The organism is Pseudorhodoplanes sp. (assembly GCA_032027085.1).
In the GTDB taxonomy this organism is placed as follows: domain Bacteria; phylum Pseudomonadota; class Alphaproteobacteria; order Rhizobiales; family Xanthobacteraceae; genus Pseudorhodoplanes.
Genome location: JAVSMS010000001.1, coordinates 2,237,625 through 2,255,873, shown reverse-complemented (window position 1 = coordinate 2,255,873; position 18,249 = coordinate 2,237,625). Strand labels below are relative to the sequence as shown.

General features: G+C 61.9%; 18 protein-coding genes. 10 read left to right on the top strand and 8 right to left on the bottom strand.

The genetic code is table 11. From position 1 onward, the window contains the following. Positions 1–125: 125 nt before the first annotated feature. From RO009_10960 to RO009_10950, 3 genes are all read left to right on the top strand, one after another. Positions 126–1,292, top strand: coding sequence for a cobalamin-independent methionine synthase II family protein (locus RO009_10960; protein MDT3685547.1), 1,167 nt, complete (start codon positions 126–128; stop codon positions 1,290–1,292). 140 nt (positions 1,293–1,432) lie between these two features. Next, positions 1,433–3,151: an adenine deaminase gene (gene ade, locus RO009_10955; protein MDT3685546.1), complete on the top strand. Its 1,719-nt coding sequence runs from the start codon at positions 1,433–1,435 to the stop codon at positions 3,149–3,151. 149 nt (positions 3,152–3,300) lie between these two features. After that, positions 3,301–3,540 carry a hypothetical protein gene (locus tag RO009_10950; protein ID MDT3685545.1) on the top strand — a complete coding sequence of 80 codons (240 nt, stop codon included), beginning with the start codon at positions 3,301–3,303 and terminating at the stop codon, positions 3,538–3,540. A gap of 175 nt (positions 3,541–3,715) precedes the next feature. Here RO009_10950 and RO009_10945 read toward each other — a convergent pair whose 3' ends face one another. Continuing rightward, a complete protein-coding gene (locus tag RO009_10945; GenBank protein MDT3685544.1) occupies positions 3,716–4,303 on the bottom strand; it encodes a hypothetical protein in 588 nt (195 codons plus the stop codon). A 95-nt stretch (positions 4,304–4,398) separates the two neighbouring features. Between RO009_10945 and RO009_10940 the strand changes: the two genes are divergently transcribed. Both RO009_10940 and RO009_10935 read left to right on the top strand, forming a co-directional pair. Continuing rightward, a complete protein-coding gene (locus tag RO009_10940) occupies positions 4,399–4,878 on the top strand; it encodes an NUDIX domain-containing protein (protein MDT3685543.1) in 480 nt (159 codons plus the stop codon). Between the two features lie 637 nt (positions 4,879–5,515). Beyond that, positions 5,516–5,950 (top strand): hypothetical protein, encoded by a 435-nt coding sequence (locus tag RO009_10935; GenBank protein ID MDT3685542.1) that lies wholly within the window; start codon positions 5,516–5,518, stop codon positions 5,948–5,950. Positions 5,951–5,955: 5 nt separating this feature from the next. On the opposite strand, the gene RO009_10930 is transcribed toward RO009_10935, so the two are convergent. Then, positions 5,956–6,108, bottom strand: a complete 153-nt coding sequence (locus RO009_10930; protein ID MDT3685541.1) for a hypothetical protein — start codon at positions 6,106–6,108, stop codon at positions 5,956–5,958. Positions 6,109–6,297: 189 nt separating this feature from the next. Between RO009_10930 and RO009_10925 the strand changes: the two genes are divergently transcribed. After that, positions 6,298–6,585, top strand: a complete 288-nt coding sequence (locus tag RO009_10925; protein ID MDT3685540.1) for a hypothetical protein — start codon at positions 6,298–6,300, stop codon at positions 6,583–6,585. A 24-nt stretch (positions 6,586–6,609) separates the two neighbouring features. Here RO009_10925 and RO009_10920 read toward each other — a convergent pair whose 3' ends face one another. After that, on the bottom strand, positions 6,610–7,656 hold the full coding sequence (locus tag RO009_10920; protein MDT3685539.1) for a S1C family serine protease: 1,047 nt from the start codon (positions 7,654–7,656) through the stop codon (positions 6,610–6,612). Between the two features lie 85 nt (positions 7,657–7,741). After that, positions 7,742–7,954 (bottom strand): LysR substrate-binding domain-containing protein, encoded by a 213-nt coding sequence (locus RO009_10915; protein MDT3685538.1) that lies wholly within the window; start codon positions 7,952–7,954, stop codon positions 7,742–7,744. 221 nt (positions 7,955–8,175) lie between these two features. On the opposite strand from RO009_10915, the gene RO009_10910 reads away from it, so the two are divergent. Continuing rightward, complete coding sequence (locus RO009_10910) at positions 8,176–9,252, top strand: tartrate dehydrogenase (GenBank protein MDT3685537.1); 1,077 nt, start codon at positions 8,176–8,178, stop codon at positions 9,250–9,252. Here the strand turns inward: RO009_10910 and RO009_10905 are convergent. After that, the gene (locus tag RO009_10905; protein MDT3685536.1) at positions 9,249–10,151 is read right to left on the bottom strand and encodes a lytic transglycosylase domain-containing protein; all 903 of its coding nucleotides are present in this window, start codon (positions 10,149–10,151) and stop codon (positions 9,249–9,251) included. The two genes, RO009_10910 and RO009_10905, sit on opposite strands and share 4 nt — an antisense overlap. Before the next feature lie 128 nt (positions 10,152–10,279). Here RO009_10905 and RO009_10900 point away from each other — a divergent pair, with 128 nt between their 5' ends. The 3 genes from RO009_10900 to RO009_10890 all read left to right on the top strand — a co-directional run bounded on the left by RO009_10900 (position 10,280) and on the right by RO009_10890 (position 14,452). Next, positions 10,280–10,633 carry a hypothetical protein gene (locus RO009_10900; protein ID MDT3685535.1) on the top strand — a complete coding sequence of 118 codons (354 nt, stop codon included), beginning with the start codon at positions 10,280–10,282 and terminating at the stop codon, positions 10,631–10,633. 197 nt (positions 10,634–10,830) lie between these two features. After that, positions 10,831–11,943 (top strand): Gfo/Idh/MocA family oxidoreductase, encoded by a 1,113-nt coding sequence (locus RO009_10895; GenBank protein MDT3685534.1) that lies wholly within the window; start codon positions 10,831–10,833, stop codon positions 11,941–11,943. A gap of 157 nt (positions 11,944–12,100) precedes the next feature. Further along, a complete protein-coding gene (locus RO009_10890) occupies positions 12,101–14,452 on the top strand; it encodes a xanthine dehydrogenase family protein molybdopterin-binding subunit (protein ID MDT3685533.1) in 2,352 nt (783 codons plus the stop codon). A 97-nt stretch (positions 14,453–14,549) separates the two neighbouring features. Here RO009_10890 and RO009_10885 read toward each other — a convergent pair whose 3' ends face one another. The 3 genes from RO009_10885 to RO009_10875 form a co-directional block, all read right to left on the bottom strand. Then, positions 14,550–15,986, bottom strand: a complete 1,437-nt coding sequence (locus RO009_10885) for an NAD-dependent succinate-semialdehyde dehydrogenase (protein MDT3685532.1) — start codon at positions 15,984–15,986, stop codon at positions 14,550–14,552. A gap of 145 nt (positions 15,987–16,131) precedes the next feature. After that, positions 16,132–16,923, bottom strand: a complete 792-nt coding sequence (locus RO009_10880) for an enoyl-CoA hydratase (protein MDT3685531.1) — start codon at positions 16,921–16,923, stop codon at positions 16,132–16,134. A gap of 11 nt (positions 16,924–16,934) precedes the next feature. Beyond that, positions 16,935–18,128 (bottom strand): CoA transferase, encoded by a 1,194-nt coding sequence (locus RO009_10875; GenBank protein ID MDT3685530.1) that lies wholly within the window; start codon positions 18,126–18,128, stop codon positions 16,935–16,937. Positions 18,129–18,249 lie beyond the last annotated feature (121 nt).

The window sequence follows — 18,249 nt, the reverse complement described above, 5'->3', positions numbered from 1 at the left end:
ACTTTCGCCGGTCAAGCACAAGCTGGAGGGCATTCTAGACCGCGCACTGGCGATTGACGCGTGCGTCATGCTGCGGCCTGATGAAGCATCCCTTTCGCTTATAAGTACCGCATCGGGAGACACGCATGCTCACAAGCCGGGACCGTATCCTGACCACCCATGTCGGCAGCCTGCCGCGCAGCGAGAAATTGTCCGACATGCTGGTGCGCCGAGAGGCCGGCGAAGCCTTCGACAAGGCCGAAATGAATGCAGAGATGGACAAGGCCGTGCGCCATGTTGTCGAAAAGCAATCAGAGGTCGGCATCGATATCGGCAATGACGGCGAACAGCAGCGGGTCGGCTTCCAGACCTATGTGCCGCAGCGCATGTCCGGCTTTGCCGGCGTATCGAAGCGGCGGCGCGGCATGGAATTCGAGGAATTTCCCGAGCTGGTCAAATATCTGACGCACCGATTTCCGCATGTCTCCAAGCAGCAGAATGCGCCGGAAGCGCAAGGCGACATCAGATATCTCGACACCGCGCCGATCGAAAATGAACTGAAGCGCGTGAAGGACATCGCCGGAAGCACGTTTCAGGAAATGTTCATGACCGCTGCTTCGCCGGGCATCATCTCCTCCACCATGCTCAACGCCTATTACCCCTCGCACGACGACTATCTCGACGCGCTGGCGCGGGAGATGAGCAAGGAATACCAGGCGATCCACAAAGCCGGGTTCATCCTGCAGATCGACGCGCCCGATCTCGCCATGGACCGCACCATGTTCCATCGCGATCTCACCGACGCGCAGTTTGCAAAACAGGTGGAAAAGCAAGTCGCCGCCATCAACAAGGGCATCGAGGGCATTCCGCGTGATCGCGTACGCCTGCATGTCTGCTACGGCAACTGGGAGGGCCCCCACGTTCACGACGTGCCGCTGTCGGTGATCCTGCCCGCGCTGTATCAGGCCAATGTCAGCGCGCTGTCGATCGAGTTCGCCAATCCGCGCCACGCGCATGAATACGCCGCCTTCAGGCAGCACCCGCTGCCGAAGGACATGATCCTCATTCCCGGCGTGATCGAGACGACGTCCAATATTGTCGAACATCCGGAAGTGGTCGCGCGCCGCATCGAGGATGCGGTCGCGGCCATTGGCGAGCGCGAGCGCGTGATCGCCTCCACCGATTGCGGCTTCGGCACCTTCACCAACCGCGAATGGGTGGTGGAGCCGGTGGTGTGGCTGAAGCTGAAGGCCTTGCGCGAAGGCGCCGACATCGCGTCGGCGAAATTGTGGGGCAGAAAGAGCGCGGCTTGAGTCTCCGTTGAAACCGAGAGGTTGCCAATGTCTCCGTCGTCGTCCCCGCGAACGCGGGGACCCATACACACCTCGACAGCAATGGGGCTATGGGTCCCCGCTTGCGCGGGGACGACATCAGAAACCTTTGTGAAGCCATTGTGACCTCGAACGCCAGACACGCCCCCTCTTCCATCGCCCGTTTCATCGATCAGGGCTCCGGCCGCACAGCCGCCGACCTCGTCATCAAAAATGTCCGCCTGTTCGACGTCATCACCGGCAGCATCACGCAGACGGACATCGCCATCTGCGGCGCGCGCATAGTCGGCACCTACGATCAATACAAAGGCACGCGCGAGATCGATGGCCGCGGCCTGTTCGCAGTGCCGGGCTTCATCGACACGCATTTCCATGTCGAATCCTCGCTGCTGACGCCGCTGGAATATGACCGCTGCGTACTGCCGCATGGCGTGACCACCGCGATCTGCGATCCACACGAGATCGCCAATGTCATGGGCCTGTCCGGCATTCAATATTTCCTCGACAGCTCGCGGCACACCATCATGGACCTGCGCGTGCAGCTCTCCTCCTGCGTACCGGCCACCGCCTTTGAAACCTCCGGCGCGCGGCTCGACGCCGCAGATCTCGTGCCTTTGCGCACGCACCCGAAGGTTGTTGGCCTCGCCGAGTTCATGAATTTCCCTGGCGTGCTGGCGAAAGAGCCGGCCGCGCTCGACAAGCTGTCGGCTTTTTCCGACGGCCATATCGACGGCCACGCGCCGTTGCTCTCTGGCCGCGAGCTCAACGGCTATCTCTCAGCCGGCATCCGCACCGACCATGAAGCGACAGGCCTCGCCGAAGCGCGCGAGAAGCTTCTCAAAGGCATGACGGTGCTGATCCGTGAAGGCTCGGTCTGCAAGGACCTGCACGCACTGATCCCGCTGATCGACCAGAACACGTCGAGCTTTCTCGCCTTCTGCACCGACGACCGCAATCCGCTCGAGATCGCACGCGAGGGGCATCTCGATTTCATGATCCGCACCGCCATCGCGCAAGGCGCGCCGCGGCATCATGTCTATCGGCTCGCAAGCTGGTCCGCCGCCAATGCCTTCGGCCTGCGCGACCGCGGACTGATCGCGCCCGGCTGGCGCGCCGACATTGTGCTGCTGGACGATCTCGATGCCTGCGCGGTGAGGCAGGTGATCTCCGCCGGTCGTATTGTCGATGACGCGCTGTTTGCCACGCGGCAGACCATCGCGCCGGTCGGGCTCGATTCCATGAAAGCGGAAAAAGTTACGCCGTCGGATTTTCGCATTCCCGCTTCCGGCGCCTCGACGCAGATCATCGGCGTCATCCCGGGCAAGATCATCACCGAGCGCATCGTGCGCGATCTGCCCGTGCGCAATGGTGAGAAGCAGATCGATCTCGCGGGTGACATCATCAAGGTCGCCGTGGTCGCGCGCCACGGCAGGAATCGAAATATCGGCCGCGGCTTTGTCAGAGGCTTTGGCCTGAAACGCGGCGCCATCGCCTCATCCGTTGGACATGACAGCCACAATATCTGCGTGGTCGGCGCGAGCGATGCCGACATGGCGCTGGCGGTCAACCGGCTGATCGACCTGAAGGGCGGCTTCGTCGTTGCGGAGGGTGGCGAGGTCCGCGCCGAACTGGCGCTGCCGCTCGCCGGCCTGATGTCGCTCGAGCGCTTCGACGCCGTTCACAGGGCACTGATTCCGCTGCACGAGGCCGCGAAAGCGCTCGGCTGCACCCTGCTGGAACCGCTCCTGCAAGTGGCCTTCCTGCCGCTGCCGGTGATCCCGCATCTGAAGATCACCGATTTTGGATTGTTCGATGTGGACAGGTTTGAGCTCGTGGGATGAGGTCGCTCCGGGACGCGGGCCAGGTCCGCGAACCCGGAATCCAGCCGCAATTCCCAATTCATATCTGGATTCCGGGTTCGCCGCTTCGCGGCGCTCCGGAATGACGGTATGGAATGTGATCGCCGCCTGATGTGACAATAACAATTCCCATGACCTATCTCCCGCCCCGTATTCCAAACCCGAAGAAAGACGCCGAGCGCCGCGCCCGGATCCGTGCTCAGGCGCTGCGCTGGGGGCTGTGGATCGCGGCCATTCCGCCGCTTCTGTTCGTGCTGATGGCCTATGGCTATAGCGACCAGGCGCCGGCGGCCCTGCGGGACGCCACCATCGCATTTGACCGCTTGCTTGGGCGGCCGGTTTGGTTGATCATTAGGCCCGATGGGAAGTGAGCCGGCGGCACGGCTACAAAAAAAGGGCGGACGCGCCGAGGTGGGACCCTGCCGAGCGCGTCCGCAGACTACGGCGACGCAAGATGGGCGCTGCGCCGTCGCAACGATCATATTAGATACGAGAATCAGTCGGCGCGACTTGATTTGGGTCAATTAGCGAACAATTAGTGCGGGCTTATTCGCCTTTGGCTAAATTTTCCCGTAATTCGGCCAGCCGTCGCTGATAATTTTCGGCGTCACCGTAATCATCGAACATGACGTAACGCGGATGCGCCCCAACCATCCGCCGTGCATGCTTGATCGGGCACCAATATTGCTCGGTCCGCCCGGCGATCTCGCGCACATAAGCGATCAGGCAATTTGCGTAAGAGCAATAAGCGCAGTTCAGCTTCTCCAGCGCATTCAGATAAGCAAGGTGGTGCCGGTCAAAGACGAAATAGTCGCTCCGCTTCACCTTCGCGATGCCGTAAACCGGGAAGCAGATCGTCTGGTAGATGCTCACGAACAGATCGAGCGCCAGAAGCGGCACGATGAGCGCGTAGATGAACGGTGCGGTGAGAATGACCAGCGGGCGCGCGTTCCAGAGATAGCTCGAAAGATTGGTCTTCAGTTCCCGGTGCCGCCGCAGCAATTCCTTCTCGAAGGCGATGCGCCCGTGTTCGAGTCCGACCCGCAATTCGGCGCGCCGCTTGGCCATCTCGGCGTCGAGTTCGGCCTCGAGGTCGCGGATTTTTGCGGTGAGATCGGCGATGAGATTATTCATTGTAGGCTCCTGTCGTCACACCGTAACCCGGATGTTGCGAACGGCAATCCGGCACGTCCCTGAGGCCTGATACGCATCGGACTGACATCGCAGCCATGCCCAAACGCAGCGCCGGGATTCTGCTTTATCGCCTGTCGGGCGCGAAGCCCGAAGTGCTGCTTGTGCATCCTGGCGGGCCGTTCTGGACGAAAAAGGACGACGCTGCCTGGAGCATTCCCAAGGGTCTCTACGAAGAAGACGAAGACCCGCTCGCCGCCGCCCAGCGTGAATTCACCGAAGAAACCGGCTTCACCGCGCAAGGCGACTTTATCGATCTCGGCGCCTTCAGGCAGCCCGGCGGAAAGATCGTGCAGGCCTATGCCCTGCAGGGCGACGCCGATCCGGCGAAGCTGCGTAGCAATCTCTTTGCGATGGAATGGCCGCCCAGATCCGGCCGCATGCAGGATTTTCCGGAGGTCGACAAGGCCGGCTGGTTCGCCCCGGACGCGGCGCGGCGCAAGATTGTGAAGGGACAGGTCGCGATTTTGGATGCACTGCTGGCGCAGCTTGCGTCCAGCGGCAGCCGGCGCAAATAGCCAAAACGGACCCAGCAAATTCCCCGCAAAGTTTCTCTTGACAATATTCCTATGTAGGACTATAAGCATATCACCTCGTCCGCTGAGGGGCGCTCTCATGAGGCGTCATGGAGGCGGGACGAAGGGAGGGCTGCGGTGGAGATGCGCCGCAGGACCCTTCCTGGACGGCGCCCGGTAATTCCGGGCCTCGGCCGGTGCGGCGCCCGCGGGCGAGCCTCGCAAGCTCGCACTCGGGCTATGCCGGGGCTCCGCCCGAGGCCACTGATGGGCCTCCGCCAGGAGCTGGCTGCCGTGGGCCCACACTGGATCACCCACCAAGCGCGGCCCGGCATCGTAGTGAAAACGCCGCGATGGCGCGTCGGACGACGCGGCGGTTCCGGAAACGGGATCGCACACTGAAAAAGGAAGGTTGCGCCGCCCGGCGCGCCATCCCCCTCACTTATTGAAAGTGAGGGAAAGAGCAGGAAGGCGATCCCGGCGCCTCAAACAATACGGGCGATGACGCGCGTCTGCTCTGCTGTTTGAAAAATGAATCTGACAACAAGCGTGATTGTGTCGCGCTGGTATGGATTTCCGGATGTCCGTGCGGGGACGGCTTGCTAGACTTTCACGATGCGCAGGAGGGAGGCATCGCAGCGTGACATTATCGGGAAGGATTGCAGCCTGGCTGCTGCCGGCCGCGCTCTTGGCGGGCTGCGCGGCGCAGGAAGAAAAGAAGGTCGAGGAAAATCTCTATCCGCAGGGCTATCGCACCGAGATCCTTGACTACCTGCACAAGGAATTGCCGGACCCAAGCGGCATCCGCGACGCCTTCGTCTCCGAGCCGACGCTGACCAATGTCGGCACAACTCAGCGCTATGTCGCCTGCCTGCGTTTCGATCCGAAGGAACGGCCCAACAAGAAAGGCGAGCCCGCCAGATATGCGGGCCTGCGCGAAATGGCCGTCTATTATTACGCGGGACGCATGACGCAGATGGTGAAGGCCACTCCGGAAATATGCGGCAAGGCCGCCTATCAGCCGTTCCCCGAACTCACCAAGCTCTGCCGCGAAGCCGTCTGCAAACAGACCTGAACGCGTCAGCCCTTGGCGGGCGCATTCCGCTGGATCAGCACCGCATGATCGGCGACCTGGGCAATGCAGAATGGCCGGGCCATCGTGATGAAGATTTTCTTAAGCACAACGAAGAGTGTGAGGAGGAAGGGCAATGATTTGATGTGTTTCCGCTTCATCAAACAGGCAGTTGTGACAATTTGAGCTATTCATGAAAACGGATGGAAAGCCAAACGTGTTAACTTCACCACATGCGCGAAATTGGAATGACCGGCGCGCCTGGCCTTGCGAAAGGGAGACGCAAGGATGCAAAGGGCGCCCGGCGGACAGCACCCCGCATTCAGACCCGCGGCCTCCGGTTGCTGCGCGTGGCTGCAATCTATATGGCTTTCGGTGCCGTCATCATCAGTTGCGCTTACTTCACGGCACGCACCGTGCTCGACGAGCGCGAACGCCATCAGATCGAAGTGGATTTGCGCAAGGCGGAGGAGAAGCGTCAGGGCCGCGTCGTCTATGCGCAGAAAGACGGCCATTGCCGGATGGCGCGCTTCGACAACGTTTCCGGCCGCATGGAGGGCAACGTTACCCTGCCTTGCGACTCGCCGATCAAGGACCCGATCGCGGCAGCCCGCGACTTCAACTGGGGCAACAGGTAACTCGCCCGGCGGAGCGGCTGGAAATCAGAGCGTCGATTTCAGCCGCAGGTGATCGAGCCGGTTCATCGACTTGATGTCGAGATGCCGCTTGCCGCCGTCCCGCTCGAAATCGACCGGCACGTCGACGCCGGCTTCGCCGCGCGACCAGATTTTCCGGTACATGTCCGCAAGACCGGCCGGCGCTTCGCCGCCGATGCTGACAATGACATCGCCGCGTTTCATTCCCGACTTCTCGGCGGGCGAGCCCGGCGTGATCCGGCTGACGATCAGCTTGCCGTTCACCTCCTCCGTATTCACACCAAGCCACGGCTTCGGCGCATTGCCGGCACGGCCGTCATTGATGAGATCGGCAAGGATCGGCGGCAACAGATCGATCGGGACATACATGTTGCCGGCGACGCCGGTATGCTTGCCGCCGACATCGCCGACGATCAGCGAGCCGACGCCGACCAGCTTGCCTTCGCGATTGATCAGCGCGGCGCCACTCCAGTGCGAATGCGCAGGCGCGGTGAAGATGGCGCCGTCGATCAGATATTCCCAGGAACCGGCGAATTCCCGGAGTGCGGCGATGAAGGCGGGAACGGTGCCGTCGCGGCCGCCGAAGCTCGAGGCGAGCACCGGTTCGCCGACTTTGAGATCGGCTGCCTTGCCGAATTGCATTGCGCGCAATTTCAGCGGCGCGGTCGCACGCAAGAGGCCGAAGCCGGTGTCGTGATCGTAGCCGACGATATTCGCCGCGATCTTGCGGCCGTCATTGGTGATGATCTCGGCCGTGTGCGCTTCCACCATCAGATAGCCGATGGTCAGCACCAGACCGTTGGAGTCGATCACAATGCCGGAGCCGTCGCGCTCATAACCGAGGCTTTGCGAGGTGCGCGCATTTGGATCGACATACACTTTGATGCGCACGACCGGCTCGATCATCTGATCGATGGTCAGTTTTTCCGAAGCCGCATTCTCCTCCGGTGCCGGCGTGTCCTGCGCAGACGCAAGCTGCGACGACAGCAGCAAGGCCGTCGCTACTAAAAGGCCGGGCAGAGCGTTCCAGACGATGCGGCGAAAGTCCGGCATCAGAAGTCTCCAGCTTGGAGGGATCCGCGACTCACGGGCGGATCATACTATGCAAATAAGGTGGCGGCAGAACCTCGCAACCGCTTCACGAAATCGTTTGGCCGGTCAGCGCCGCCCAGAAAAGCTCAGCCTTGTCGTTCTGGCGGGCGCGCGGGCGGAACAGGCGAATTTCAACCGGAATGTCCCATGCCGGATCGCCTGCGCGGATCAAGCGTCCTCCTGCGGCCAGATCATCCATCACCAAACTCTGCGGCGACCAGACGATGCCGCGGCCATCCGCCGCGAGGGTGTTCAGCACGATGCCGGGATGCGAGGTGAGGACCGGCGTCAGCCAGCAAGGCTGGCCCTCTTGCGCCCGCGCTCGAAGCGAGCCGGGTCAGCGCAACGTAAGGGCTGAGCTACCCACAGGCGAATGCCGTCTGTGCATCATTCCATGCGGGCGGGTTATAATGTGTCTGATGGAACTGTCTTGAAGATTTCATGCGGACTGGTCTGACGGACGATGGCGAGATAAGAACAATGCGCATCCACAAGATTGCTGCGATTCCCGGCGACGGCATCGGGCCGGAAGTCATCGCCGCGGGCCTTGAAGTCCTCGAAACCTGCGCCCAGCGCGATGGCGGCTTTTCGCTGAAGGTCGAGCATTTCGGCTGGGGCTCTGACTATTACAAGAAGCACGGGGTGATGATGCCGGAAGGCGGCGCCGACAGGCTGCGCCCCTTCGACGCTATTTATTTCGGCGCGGTGGGTGCACCCGATATTCCCGATCACATCACGCTGTGGGGGCTGCGGCTCGCGATCTGCCAGCCGCTTGATCAATACGCCAATGTGCGGCCGACCCGCATCCTGCCCGGCATCACAAGCCCGCTGCGGCACGTCAGCGGTCCCGAGCTCGACTGGGTGATTGTGCGTGAGAATTCGGAAGGCGAATATGCCGGCGTCGGCGGCCGCGTGCACAAGGGCCTTCCGGAGGAGGTCGCCACCGACGTCGCGATGTTTACGCGGTCCGGCGTCACCCGCATCATCCGCTTCGCCTTCGAGCTGGCCCGTTCGCGCCCGCGCAAGAAACTCACCGTCGTCACCAAGTCAAATGCGCAACGCCACGGCATGGTGATGTGGGACGACATGGCGGCGGAAGTCGCAAAAGATTTTCCCGACGTCGAATGGGACAAGATGCTGGTCGATGCCATGACCATGCGCATGACATTGCGGCCGGAGACGCTCGACACCATCGTCGCAACCAATCTGCACGCCGATATTCTCTCCGATCTCGCGGCGGCACTCGCCGGTTCGCTCGGCATCGCGCCGACGGCCAATCTCAATCCCGAGCGCAAGACACCCTCAATGTTCGAGCCGATCCATGGCTCGGCCTTCGACATCACCGGCAAGGGCATCGCCAATCCGGTGGGCACATTCTGGACCGGCGTGATGATGCTGGATCATCTCGGCGAGAAAGCCGCCGCTGCGCGCCTCATGAAGGCCGTCGAGCGCGTCACCGCCGACACGGCGCTGCATACGCCCGATCTCGGCGGCAACGCGACCACACGTCAGGTGACCGACGCGGTGAAGCGCGCGCTGGAAGGCGATAACAACTAACCCGCGTCGGCGCGGCCGCGCGTATTGCGCAGCACCATGCAGGCGCCGCCGGCGCGTCTGATCTGACTGCACAGATCGTTGGCGGCAGAGCGCGTCTCGGCGCCAAGACGCACCTGATAGAAAGCGCGGGTGCCGCGGCTGCGGAGCAATGTCGTGAGAATGCTCGGATCGCGTTCCGCAAGAACGGTGCTGAAACGGTTTATCAGCCGTGCATAGACTGCCAAGACGCGATCGCGCGAAAATCCGGCGGCGAGCTGCACGCCCCAGGGACTTCCCGCAACAAGCTTCACGCGTCGCTCAAGCTGTTCAAGGAAGGGACTGGGCGTCTGTTTGAGCAACGCCATCAGTTCACCGCAGCCCGGCTTGTTGCGCGGCGAGGCTGGCGGCGTCGGCTTGCCGCGCTGCTCCTTCCATTCGTCGACAGTCATTCCGGTAATGGCCGACACATAATTGCGCGTCTCGCCTGGCATGTGGCCCGTACCATCGAGCCATTCGCGCACGCGGCGCGGACCCGCGTTGTAGGCTGCGGCGGCCAGCCCAAGGTTGCCGAATTCCAGCCACAGCTCGCGCAGGAATTCCGCCGATTTCGGCAGCGCCTGGACGGGATCGAAAGGATCGAGCAGACCACGCTCGGCAGCCGTATAAGGCATGAACTGCGCCATGCCCTGGGCGCGATGGCCGCTGCGCGTCACAGGCCCGACGGCACCGGCGCGGAAACGGCTTTCCTGCCAGATCACCCGGGCGAAGAACTCCACCGGCAGGTCATGCGACTGCGCCGCCGATTCGATCATGAGACAAAGCGAGTCGTCATGTTGCTGCGCTTCGGCCTCCCGGCTGAGGGAAGAGCCGACCAGCAGCAGCAACGCAGCAAGAAAAGCTTCGCACCATCCGCGCCGCATGGCCAAAAGGTCAGGCTGCATTTCGCCGGAAGTTTGTCGGCCGAATTGGCGCCGCCCCACTCATGACGGCGGCCAACCATCTGTTAACCATGACAAGCTATTGATTCGGCTGCGGAAGGAGACCGGTCATGCCCCGAATTCCCAGCGGCGCTGCAGCCGCTCTGCTTGCCTCCGCCGTTCTTTGCGCGACGCCCGCCAAGGCCGACCCCATCACCACGTATCTTATTATCGGCGCCGCCGCCAACACGCTGCTCAAGGCGCCGTTCTATTCGACCCGTTACGATATGTACGGCCCGCGCTACGGCTATCCAATCTATGGCTATCCCGGCTGGCTGCGGCCGGGTTACCGCTATGCCGCTTATGACGGGCCCGGCGTCTGGCCGCAGATCGACCCGGATGCACCGCCTGCGCCGCCGACAACCTGTTACTGGACCAACAAGCCGGAACCACAGGGCATGCGCCGCATCCGCATTTGCTATTAGGCAAGCGCGGCAAAACGGGGCCTCGCATTAAAAGTCTGTGTATCGCTGAAAGCGACGCGCGGAAGTACGCCGCGAGAGCCGGCTGCAAATTGGGCGCTCTTTCAAGATTGGTAATATGCACTCCCCTTGCAAGCTAATTTGCAGGCCCCTGCATCTCATGGTCTGCTCACAGCAATGACCGTAAAGCCGGCCGTCTGATGGGGAGGTTTCATATCGTGCAAATGGAAGTGGCGGTGATTGGCACTGGCTGGTGCGGGGGAATCCGGTCGGAAACATTGTCCCGCTCCGCACTGGTCAAGAAACTGCACGTCTGCGAGATTCGGCCGGACCGGCTGAAGGAAATCGCGGCGCTGACCAGCGCGGCGACGGCCACGCTGGATTACCAGGACATCGTGAAGAATCCGGACATCAAGGTGGTCTATATCTCGACCACGCCGGAAAGCACCCACTATCCCATCGCGCGCGACTGCCTGAGAGCCGGCAAGCATGTGCTGCTGGAAAAGCCGATCGCGATGGAATTGTTCGAGGCAGACGAACTGATCGCGCTGGCGAAGCGCAATAACGTCAAATTCACCATCGGCTATTCGCAGCGTTTCAACACCAAATTCGCCTACGCCAAGAAGAAGCTGACCGACGGCACGCTCGGCCAGCCGGTCTCCGTCATGGTGAGCCGGCACCTCTCACGATCGCTCGGCAAGAAGATCGCAAGCCGCGTGCGGCTCTCGCCCGCCGCGATGGAATCAACGCATGATCTCGACATGGTGTTCTGGCTGCTCGAGCCGGCCAAGCCTGTGAGTGTCTATTCGCAGGGCGCCTATGGCTACATGAAGCCGGTGAACGGCTCCTACGACGTCATGTGGACCACGGTGAAGATGGACAACGGCGTTCTGGTCGCCATCGGCGGCGGCTGGAATCTGCCGCCAAGCTATCCAAATTTCTGCGCCACCTGGATTGAGATCACCGGCACCGAGGGTTCGCTGTTTCTCGACGACACACACCGCGACAACTGGCTGAACACCGTCGAAGGCGGCACGCGCTATCCGATGTCGACCATGCCGGGCGAGCAAGTCGACCACGTCTTCGCCGGGCAGATGGGTCCGGAGACGCTGCACTTTCTCGAATCCTGCATCCTCGACCGCCCGGTGATGGTCACCCCGGAAAGCGCGCGCATGGTCATGCAATGCTATCTCGCCGCTGACCTGTCGGCGGAGCGCAATGCGCCGGTCGATATCCCGCTCAACAACGAGGCCATGTCCGGGATCGCCGACATGATCGCGGCCAACCGCAAGCTGGCGGCCGGAGGCGCGTGACGAGGAGCAAGTCAGGACTTGGACCTGCCCTCAGTGATGCCATCGGCTGGCTCTCCACGACGCATGGCTCCCATAACCAGAAGCCATTGTAAGCAGAGGCTGTCCACCGCCTTGCTTTGCGCTATAAGCCGCTTTCCAAAAGCCAAGGGCCCCTGCCATGACCTCTGCGACCGACGCCGTCCATGCGCATCGAACCATCCGCGTTGAGGATGACCCGCTGGTGCGCGGGCACGGCCGCTTCGTCGACGATGTCGAGAAACAGGGTGCCGCCCATGTTGTTTTCGTGCGGTCTCCGCATGCGCATGCTCGCGTTGTCTCGATCGACACAACGGAAGCGTTGGCCGCACCCGGCGTGCTGGCGGTGCTGACTGCCGCCAATATGGAAAAGGCCGGCGTCGGCAACGTGGCGCGACCGGTGCCATTCAAGGATCGTAGCGGCAAGCCCGCCATTATCTCACAGCGCGATCCGCTGGCGCGCGAGAAGGTGCGCCATGTCGGCGAAGCCGTCGCCGCTATTGTCGCAGATACGCAGTTGCATGCGCTCGACGCGCTTGAACTGGTCTTCGTCGAATATGACGAATTGCCGGCGGTGACCGACGCAAGCGAAGCCGACAAGCCAGATGCACCACAGCTCTTCGACAACGTGTCCGGCAATCTCGCCATCGACTGGCCTGGCCTGCTTGTGGACGACGGCGCCAATGAGCGCGAGGTCGAACGCATTATTGCGTCTGCGCCCCATGTCATCCGGCAGACCCTCACGCAACAACGGTTGATGGTAGCGTCGATGGAGCCGCGCGGCGCCACCGCGAGCTATGATGCCGCCAGTGACCGTTACACATTGCATGTCTGCACGCAGGGCGCCGGGCCCATGCAGGAGACGGTCGCCGCCATCATGAACTGGCCGAAGGAGAAGCTGCGCGTCACGACCGATGACGTCGGCGGCGCCTTCGGCATGAAAAGCGGCCCCTATCCTGAATATCCGGTGCTGTTGGTGGCGGCGAAGACCGTCGGCCGCAAGGTGCATTGGATGTCGAGCCGCTCAGAGGCCTTCAACACCGACAACCAGGCCCGCGACGGCGTGACGATCGGCGAGCTCGCCATGGACGAGCGCGGCAAGTTCCTGGCGCTGCGCGTCCGCCACATTCAGAATCTCGGCGCCTATGCGACCACGGCCGGCATCACGCTTGCGACCGTGAACTTTGCCCGATGTTTTCCGACCGTCTATCGCATTCCAAGGATCGATTACGGGGCGCGCTGCCTCTATACCAATACAGTGCCGACCGGCGCCTATCGCGGCGCCGGACGCCCGGAAGCGAATTACCTGACCGAACGGCTGATCGACGAAGCCGCGCGCGTCACCGGCATCGATCGCGCCACGCTGCGCAAGCGCAACCTCATTCCGGCGTCGGCGATGCCCTACAAGAATGCGCTCGGCGTCGTGTTCGACAGCGGCGAATTTCCCGCTGTATTCGACAAGGCGCTCGCGCTCGCTGACTACGACAATTTCAAGAAGCGCAAGCGGGAGTCCAACGCGCGCGGCAAGCTGCGCGGAATTGGCATTTCCTGCTTCCTGGAGCATTCCGGCGGTTACCCGACCGAAGGCGCATTGCTCACGTTCTCCGGCAATACACTGACCATCGGTCTCAATGTCGGCAATACCGGCCAGGGACACGCCACCGTCTATCCGAAGATTGTCGCCGACAAGCTCGACATTCCGGTCCAGCTGATCAAGCACCGGCAAGGCGACACCGACATGGGTCTGAAGGGCTTTCCGTCGGTTGCATCCCGCTCGTCGATGACGGCCGGCAGCGCCACTGTGCGCGTGGTCGAAGCAATGGTCGAAAAGGGCAAGAAGATCGCCGCCCATGTGCTGGAAGCGGCGGAAGGCGATATCGGCTATCGCGCCGGCACATTCGAGGTAGTCGGCACCGATCGCAGGATCGGCCTGTTCGAGCTGGCTGCGCAGGCGGATGAATTGAAGAAGAAGGGCGAGATTGCCGAAAATCTCGACACCAAGATCGCGACCGACACGCCGCTCGCTTTCCCGAATGGCTGCCACATCGCTGAGGTCGAGATAGACCCCGAAACTGGCTGGCTCGATGTGCTGTCGTATTCCGCAGTGGATGATTGCGGCCACGTACTCGATCACACGCTGGTCGAAGGCCAGGTGCATGGCGGGGTGGCGCAGGGACTCGGCCAGGCGCTGTTCGAGAATGTGGTCTATGATCGCGACAGCGGGCAGCTCGTCACCGGCTCATTCATGGATTACGCGATGCCCCGCGCAGACAACATGCCGCCAATCATCCGCGATGCTTCGCACCCGGTTCCTGCCACCACAAATCCGCTCGGCGTAAAAGGCGCAGGCGAGGCCGGCACCACCGGCGCGCTGGCCGCCATCATGAACGCGATTGCCGACGCTGTTCCCGGCAAGGCAACGGCGACCATGGATATGCCGGCGACGATCGAGAAGATTTGGTTGGCGTGCCGGGAGCCAAAGGCTCAAGTCTAAAACTGTCATGCTCCGCGAAAGCGGGGCATCCAGTAATCTCTGAAATGTTGGTAGTTACCGGATCATCCGCTTTCGCGGATGATGACAGCAATTGGCGCTACCCTTGCGAGATGAACTTGCGGTTGGTGTAAGCCTCCAGCCCCTCGATGCCGCCTTCCTGGCCATAGCCGGATTCCTTGATGCCACCGAACGGCGTTTCCGGCGTCGAGATCGCGACCGAATTCACACCCACCATGCCGGACTGCAACGCATCGCCGATCATGGTTGCGGTCTGCGCCGATGCCGTGAACGCATACGAGGCAAGACCGAACGGCAACGAATTCGCGCGCTCGACCACTTCATCGAAGGTCTTGAAGCGCACGATCGGCGCCACCGGCCCAAACGGCTCTTCGGTCATGATCTTGCTGTCATCCGGCACGTCGGTGATCACCGTCGGCTCGAAGAAATAGCCCTGGTTGCCGTGCCGCTTGCCGCCGGTGACAATCTTGCCGCCGCGGTCTTTTGCGTCGTTGACGAAATATTCCATCGCATCGAGACGGCGCGAATTGGCGAGCGGTCCCATCGTGGTGCCCTTCTCGAGGCCGTCGCCAAGCTTGATGCCCTGCGCATATTCAGTGAAGCGCTTGAGGAAGCGGTCATAGACGCCCTCCTGCACATAGAAGCGCGTCGGCGAAATGCAGACCTGTCCGGCGTTGCGGTATTTGAACGCGGCAATGGTGTCGGCAGTCTTTTCCGGATCGGCGTCGCCGAACACTACCACCGGCGAGTGACCGCCGAGTTCCATGGTGGCGCGCTTCATGCCCTGCGCGGCAAGACCGGCCAGCAGCTTGCCGACCGGCACCGAGCCGGTGAAGGAAATCTTCTTCACCGTATTTGAGCCAATCAGGTGCTGCGACACTTCGGCCGGCACGCCGAACACAAGATTGAGCACACCCTTCGGCAGACCTGCATCATGGAAGCAGCGCACGAGTTCGACGGCGGAGCCCGGTGTTTCCTCGGCCGCTTTGAGGACGATCGAGCAGCCGGCCGCGAGCGCGCCCGCGATCTTGCGCACCGGGGTCAGCGTCGGAAAATTCCACGGCGAGAAGCCGGCGACAACGCCGACCGGCTCTTGCACCACGAGCTGCCGCACGTTCTTGCCGCGACCGGGAACGATGCGGCCATAGGCACGGCGGCCTTCCTCAGCCATCCAGTCGATGATGTCGGCGGTGCCGATCACTTCGGCGCGCGCTTCCGGAAACGGTTTGCCCTGCTCCTGCGTCATGACCTTGGCGATCTGCTCTGTGCGCTCACGCACCAGATCGGCCGCCTTGTGCATCACTTTGGAACGGTCATAGGCGGTCGTCACCCGCCACACGGCCAGTCCCTTCTCCGCGGCGTTGAGCGCGCGATCAAGATCGGCCTTGCTGGCATGCGGGAGATTGGCGAGCACCTTGCCGGTCGCCGGGTTAAGCACGTCTTCGCCCTTGCGGCCCGCACCGTTCAACCATTCGCCGTCGATGTAGAGTTGAAGATCGGGATACACGCTCGACATGAGTTACCTCTGTTCGCTGCTGCCTCGGGCAAATGGGGTGGCGATGACCTAGCACCTTCTGGCTGCTATCGCCAACCCGCGCGGGCCAATGCCGCCGGAGTACGGCGGCATGGGTTTCACTGCCTGAAAAACGCCAAGAGCGAGACTATCGGCCGGTGAAAACCGGCTTTCGCTTTTCCATGAAGGCCGTGCGGCCTTCAATGTAGTCCTGGCTGGCGAAGCAGCGCCGGACGCTTTCCGCGATGGCCGCCATGTCGCGCCGGGACTCGTCCTCGAGCGCCTGCCCGACGATAAACTTGACCGATTCTACCGTCAGCGGCGCATTCGCGGCAATCGTATCGGCATAGCCTTTCACGAAGTCTTCGAGCTGCGCGTCCGGCAACACACGATTGACGAGGCCCATGGTTCTCGCCTCTTCGGCGTCGAATTGGCGCGCCGTGAAGAATATTTCCTTCGTGAAAGACGGACCAACGACGTCCATCAGCCGCTTCAGACCCGGATAGTCGTAACCAAGCCCGAGCTTCGCTGCCGGCACCGCGAAACGTGCATTGTCGGCTGCAATCCGCATGTCGCAACTGACAGCCAGTCCGAGGCCGCCGCCGATGCAATAGCCGCGTATCAACGCAATCGTTGGTTTGGGGAAGTCGTGCACTCCGGCATAGGCCCTTTCCGTCGCCGCGTTGTAGCGCTCAACCGCCACCTGAGAGGCACGCTCGGAACCGAATTTGGAAATATCCGCGCCGGAAATGAATGCCTTGGTGCCAGCGCCGGCCAGGACAACGACACGTACATTGTCGTCTTTCTTGTAATCGGCGAGAATATCGCTGGTCGCCTCCCACATTTCGAGCGACATCGCGTTATGCCGCTCAGGATTGTTGAAGATGATGTAGCCGACGCGATCTTCCTTGCGCGCAAGCATCTTGTCCGTTTGCGACATTTCAAAACTCCTCAGATCGCGTTCGCCTTGCGAAGCGTTTCAATATCCGCTTCGCTGAATCCGAATTCCCGCAGAATTTCACTAGTATGCTCGCCGCGTTCCGGCGTCGGCATCGCCACCACGCTCGGCGTACGCGACAGTGAGACGGGCTGGCGCATGACGTCAAGCGTGCCGCGATCCTTCGTCTGCATCTGCGTGACGATACCGAGATGCCTGACTTGCGGATCGTCAAACATCTCGTCGATGGCATAAATCGGGCCGCAAGCGACGCCCTGCACGTTCAATCGCTCGATCCAATCCGCACTGGTCCGCGCCGCCATGATGGCGTTGATCTCGGCGTTGAGCTTGTCGCGATTTTTCGATCGAAGATCATTACTGGCATAATCCGGATTCTGCAGGAAATGCTCTGCGTCCATCGCCTTGCAGAAGCGAATCCAGGTCGGCGCGCCGGTTGTAGCGATATTAATGTAACCGTCTTTGGTCCTGTAGACGCCGGTCGGGATGCTTGTCGGATGGTTGTTGCCGGCCTGTTTCGGCACCACCTTATCCACCAGCCAGCGCGCAGCCTGAAAATCGAGCATGAAAATCTGCGATTCCAGCAGCGAGGTTTCGACCTTCTGGCCCTCGCCGGACGTCTCACGTTCCAGCAGGGCGACCATGATGCCAAGCGCTGCAAACAGGCCTGCCGCGACATCGGCGACCGCCGCGCCCGCCCGCACCGGCCCCTGCCCCGGCAACCCTGTGATCGACATCAGCCCGCCCATGCCTTGCGCGATCTGGTCGAAGCCCGGCCGCTCCCGGTAAGGGCCCGTCTGCCCATAGGCCGAAATGCTGGCATAGATGATGCGCGGATTGATCACGCGCAGGTTTTCGTAATCGATGCCGAGACGCGTCTTCACGTCCGGCCGGAAATTCTCGATCACCACATCCGCCGTTTTTGCAAGCCGCAACAACGCATCGCGGCCTGCCGGATTTTTCAGATCGAGCGTGATGCTACGTTTGTTCCGGTGCAGATTCTGGAAATCGCCATTGTGGCGCGGCCCGCCGATCGGGTCGCCCGGCTCGAGCCGCGCCGGCGCCTCGACCTTGATGACGTTGGCGCCCCAATCCGCAAGCTGGCGCGCGCAGGTCGGCCCCGCGCGAACGCGACTCAGATCGAGGACCGTGAAACGGGAGAGCGCCGTCGAGGCGCGGCGTGAGGGCATTGGCAAGGACGTTCTTTGGTTGTTTGACCGGACGCTGACATTCCCCGATGCCGGGCGCAAATTCAACTCGCCAGCGACCCCGACTTGATTAAAGTGCGGCGCCAACTGCCTCAATTATGGA

What these genes read in the sequence shown, in the direction of transcription:
- RO009_10960 (MDT3685547.1), top strand. Translation starts at nt 126, where the DNA reads ATGCTCACAAGCCGGGACCGTATCCTGACCACCCATGTCGGCAGCCTG.
- RO009_10950 (MDT3685545.1), top strand. Translation starts at nt 3,301, where the DNA reads ATGACCTATCTCCCGCCCCGTATTCCAAACCCGAAGAAAGACGCCGAG.
- RO009_10945 (MDT3685544.1), bottom strand. Translation starts at nt 4,303, where the DNA reads ATGAATAATCTCATCGCCGATCTCACCGCAAAAATCCGCGACCTCGAG.
- RO009_10940 (MDT3685543.1), top strand. Translation starts at nt 4,399, where the DNA reads ATGCCCAAACGCAGCGCCGGGATTCTGCTTTATCGCCTGTCGGGCGCG.
- RO009_10930 (MDT3685541.1), bottom strand. Translation starts at nt 6,108, where the DNA reads ATGAAGCGGAAACACATCAAATCATTGCCCTTCCTCCTCACACTCTTC.
- RO009_10920 (MDT3685539.1), bottom strand. Translation starts at nt 7,656, where the DNA reads ATGCCGGACTTTCGCCGCATCGTCTGGAACGCTCTGCCCGGCCTTTTA.
- RO009_10910 (MDT3685537.1), top strand. Translation starts at nt 8,176, where the DNA reads ATGCGCATCCACAAGATTGCTGCGATTCCCGGCGACGGCATCGGGCCG.
- RO009_10905 (MDT3685536.1), bottom strand. Translation starts at nt 10,151, where the DNA reads ATGCGGCGCGGATGGTGCGAAGCTTTTCTTGCTGCGTTGCTGCTGCTG.
- RO009_10900 (MDT3685535.1), top strand. Translation starts at nt 10,280, where the DNA reads ATGCCCCGAATTCCCAGCGGCGCTGCAGCCGCTCTGCTTGCCTCCGCC.
- RO009_10895 (MDT3685534.1), top strand. Translation starts at nt 10,831, where the DNA reads ATGGGGAGGTTTCATATCGTGCAAATGGAAGTGGCGGTGATTGGCACT.
- RO009_10890 (MDT3685533.1), top strand. Translation starts at nt 12,101, where the DNA reads ATGACCTCTGCGACCGACGCCGTCCATGCGCATCGAACCATCCGCGTT.
- RO009_10885 (MDT3685532.1), bottom strand. Translation starts at nt 15,986, where the DNA reads ATGTCGAGCGTGTATCCCGATCTTCAACTCTACATCGACGGCGAATGG.
- RO009_10880 (MDT3685531.1), bottom strand. Translation starts at nt 16,923, where the DNA reads ATGTCGCAAACGGACAAGATGCTTGCGCGCAAGGAAGATCGCGTCGGC.
- RO009_10875 (MDT3685530.1), bottom strand. Translation starts at nt 18,128, where the DNA reads ATGCCCTCACGCCGCGCCTCGACGGCGCTCTCCCGTTTCACGGTCCTC.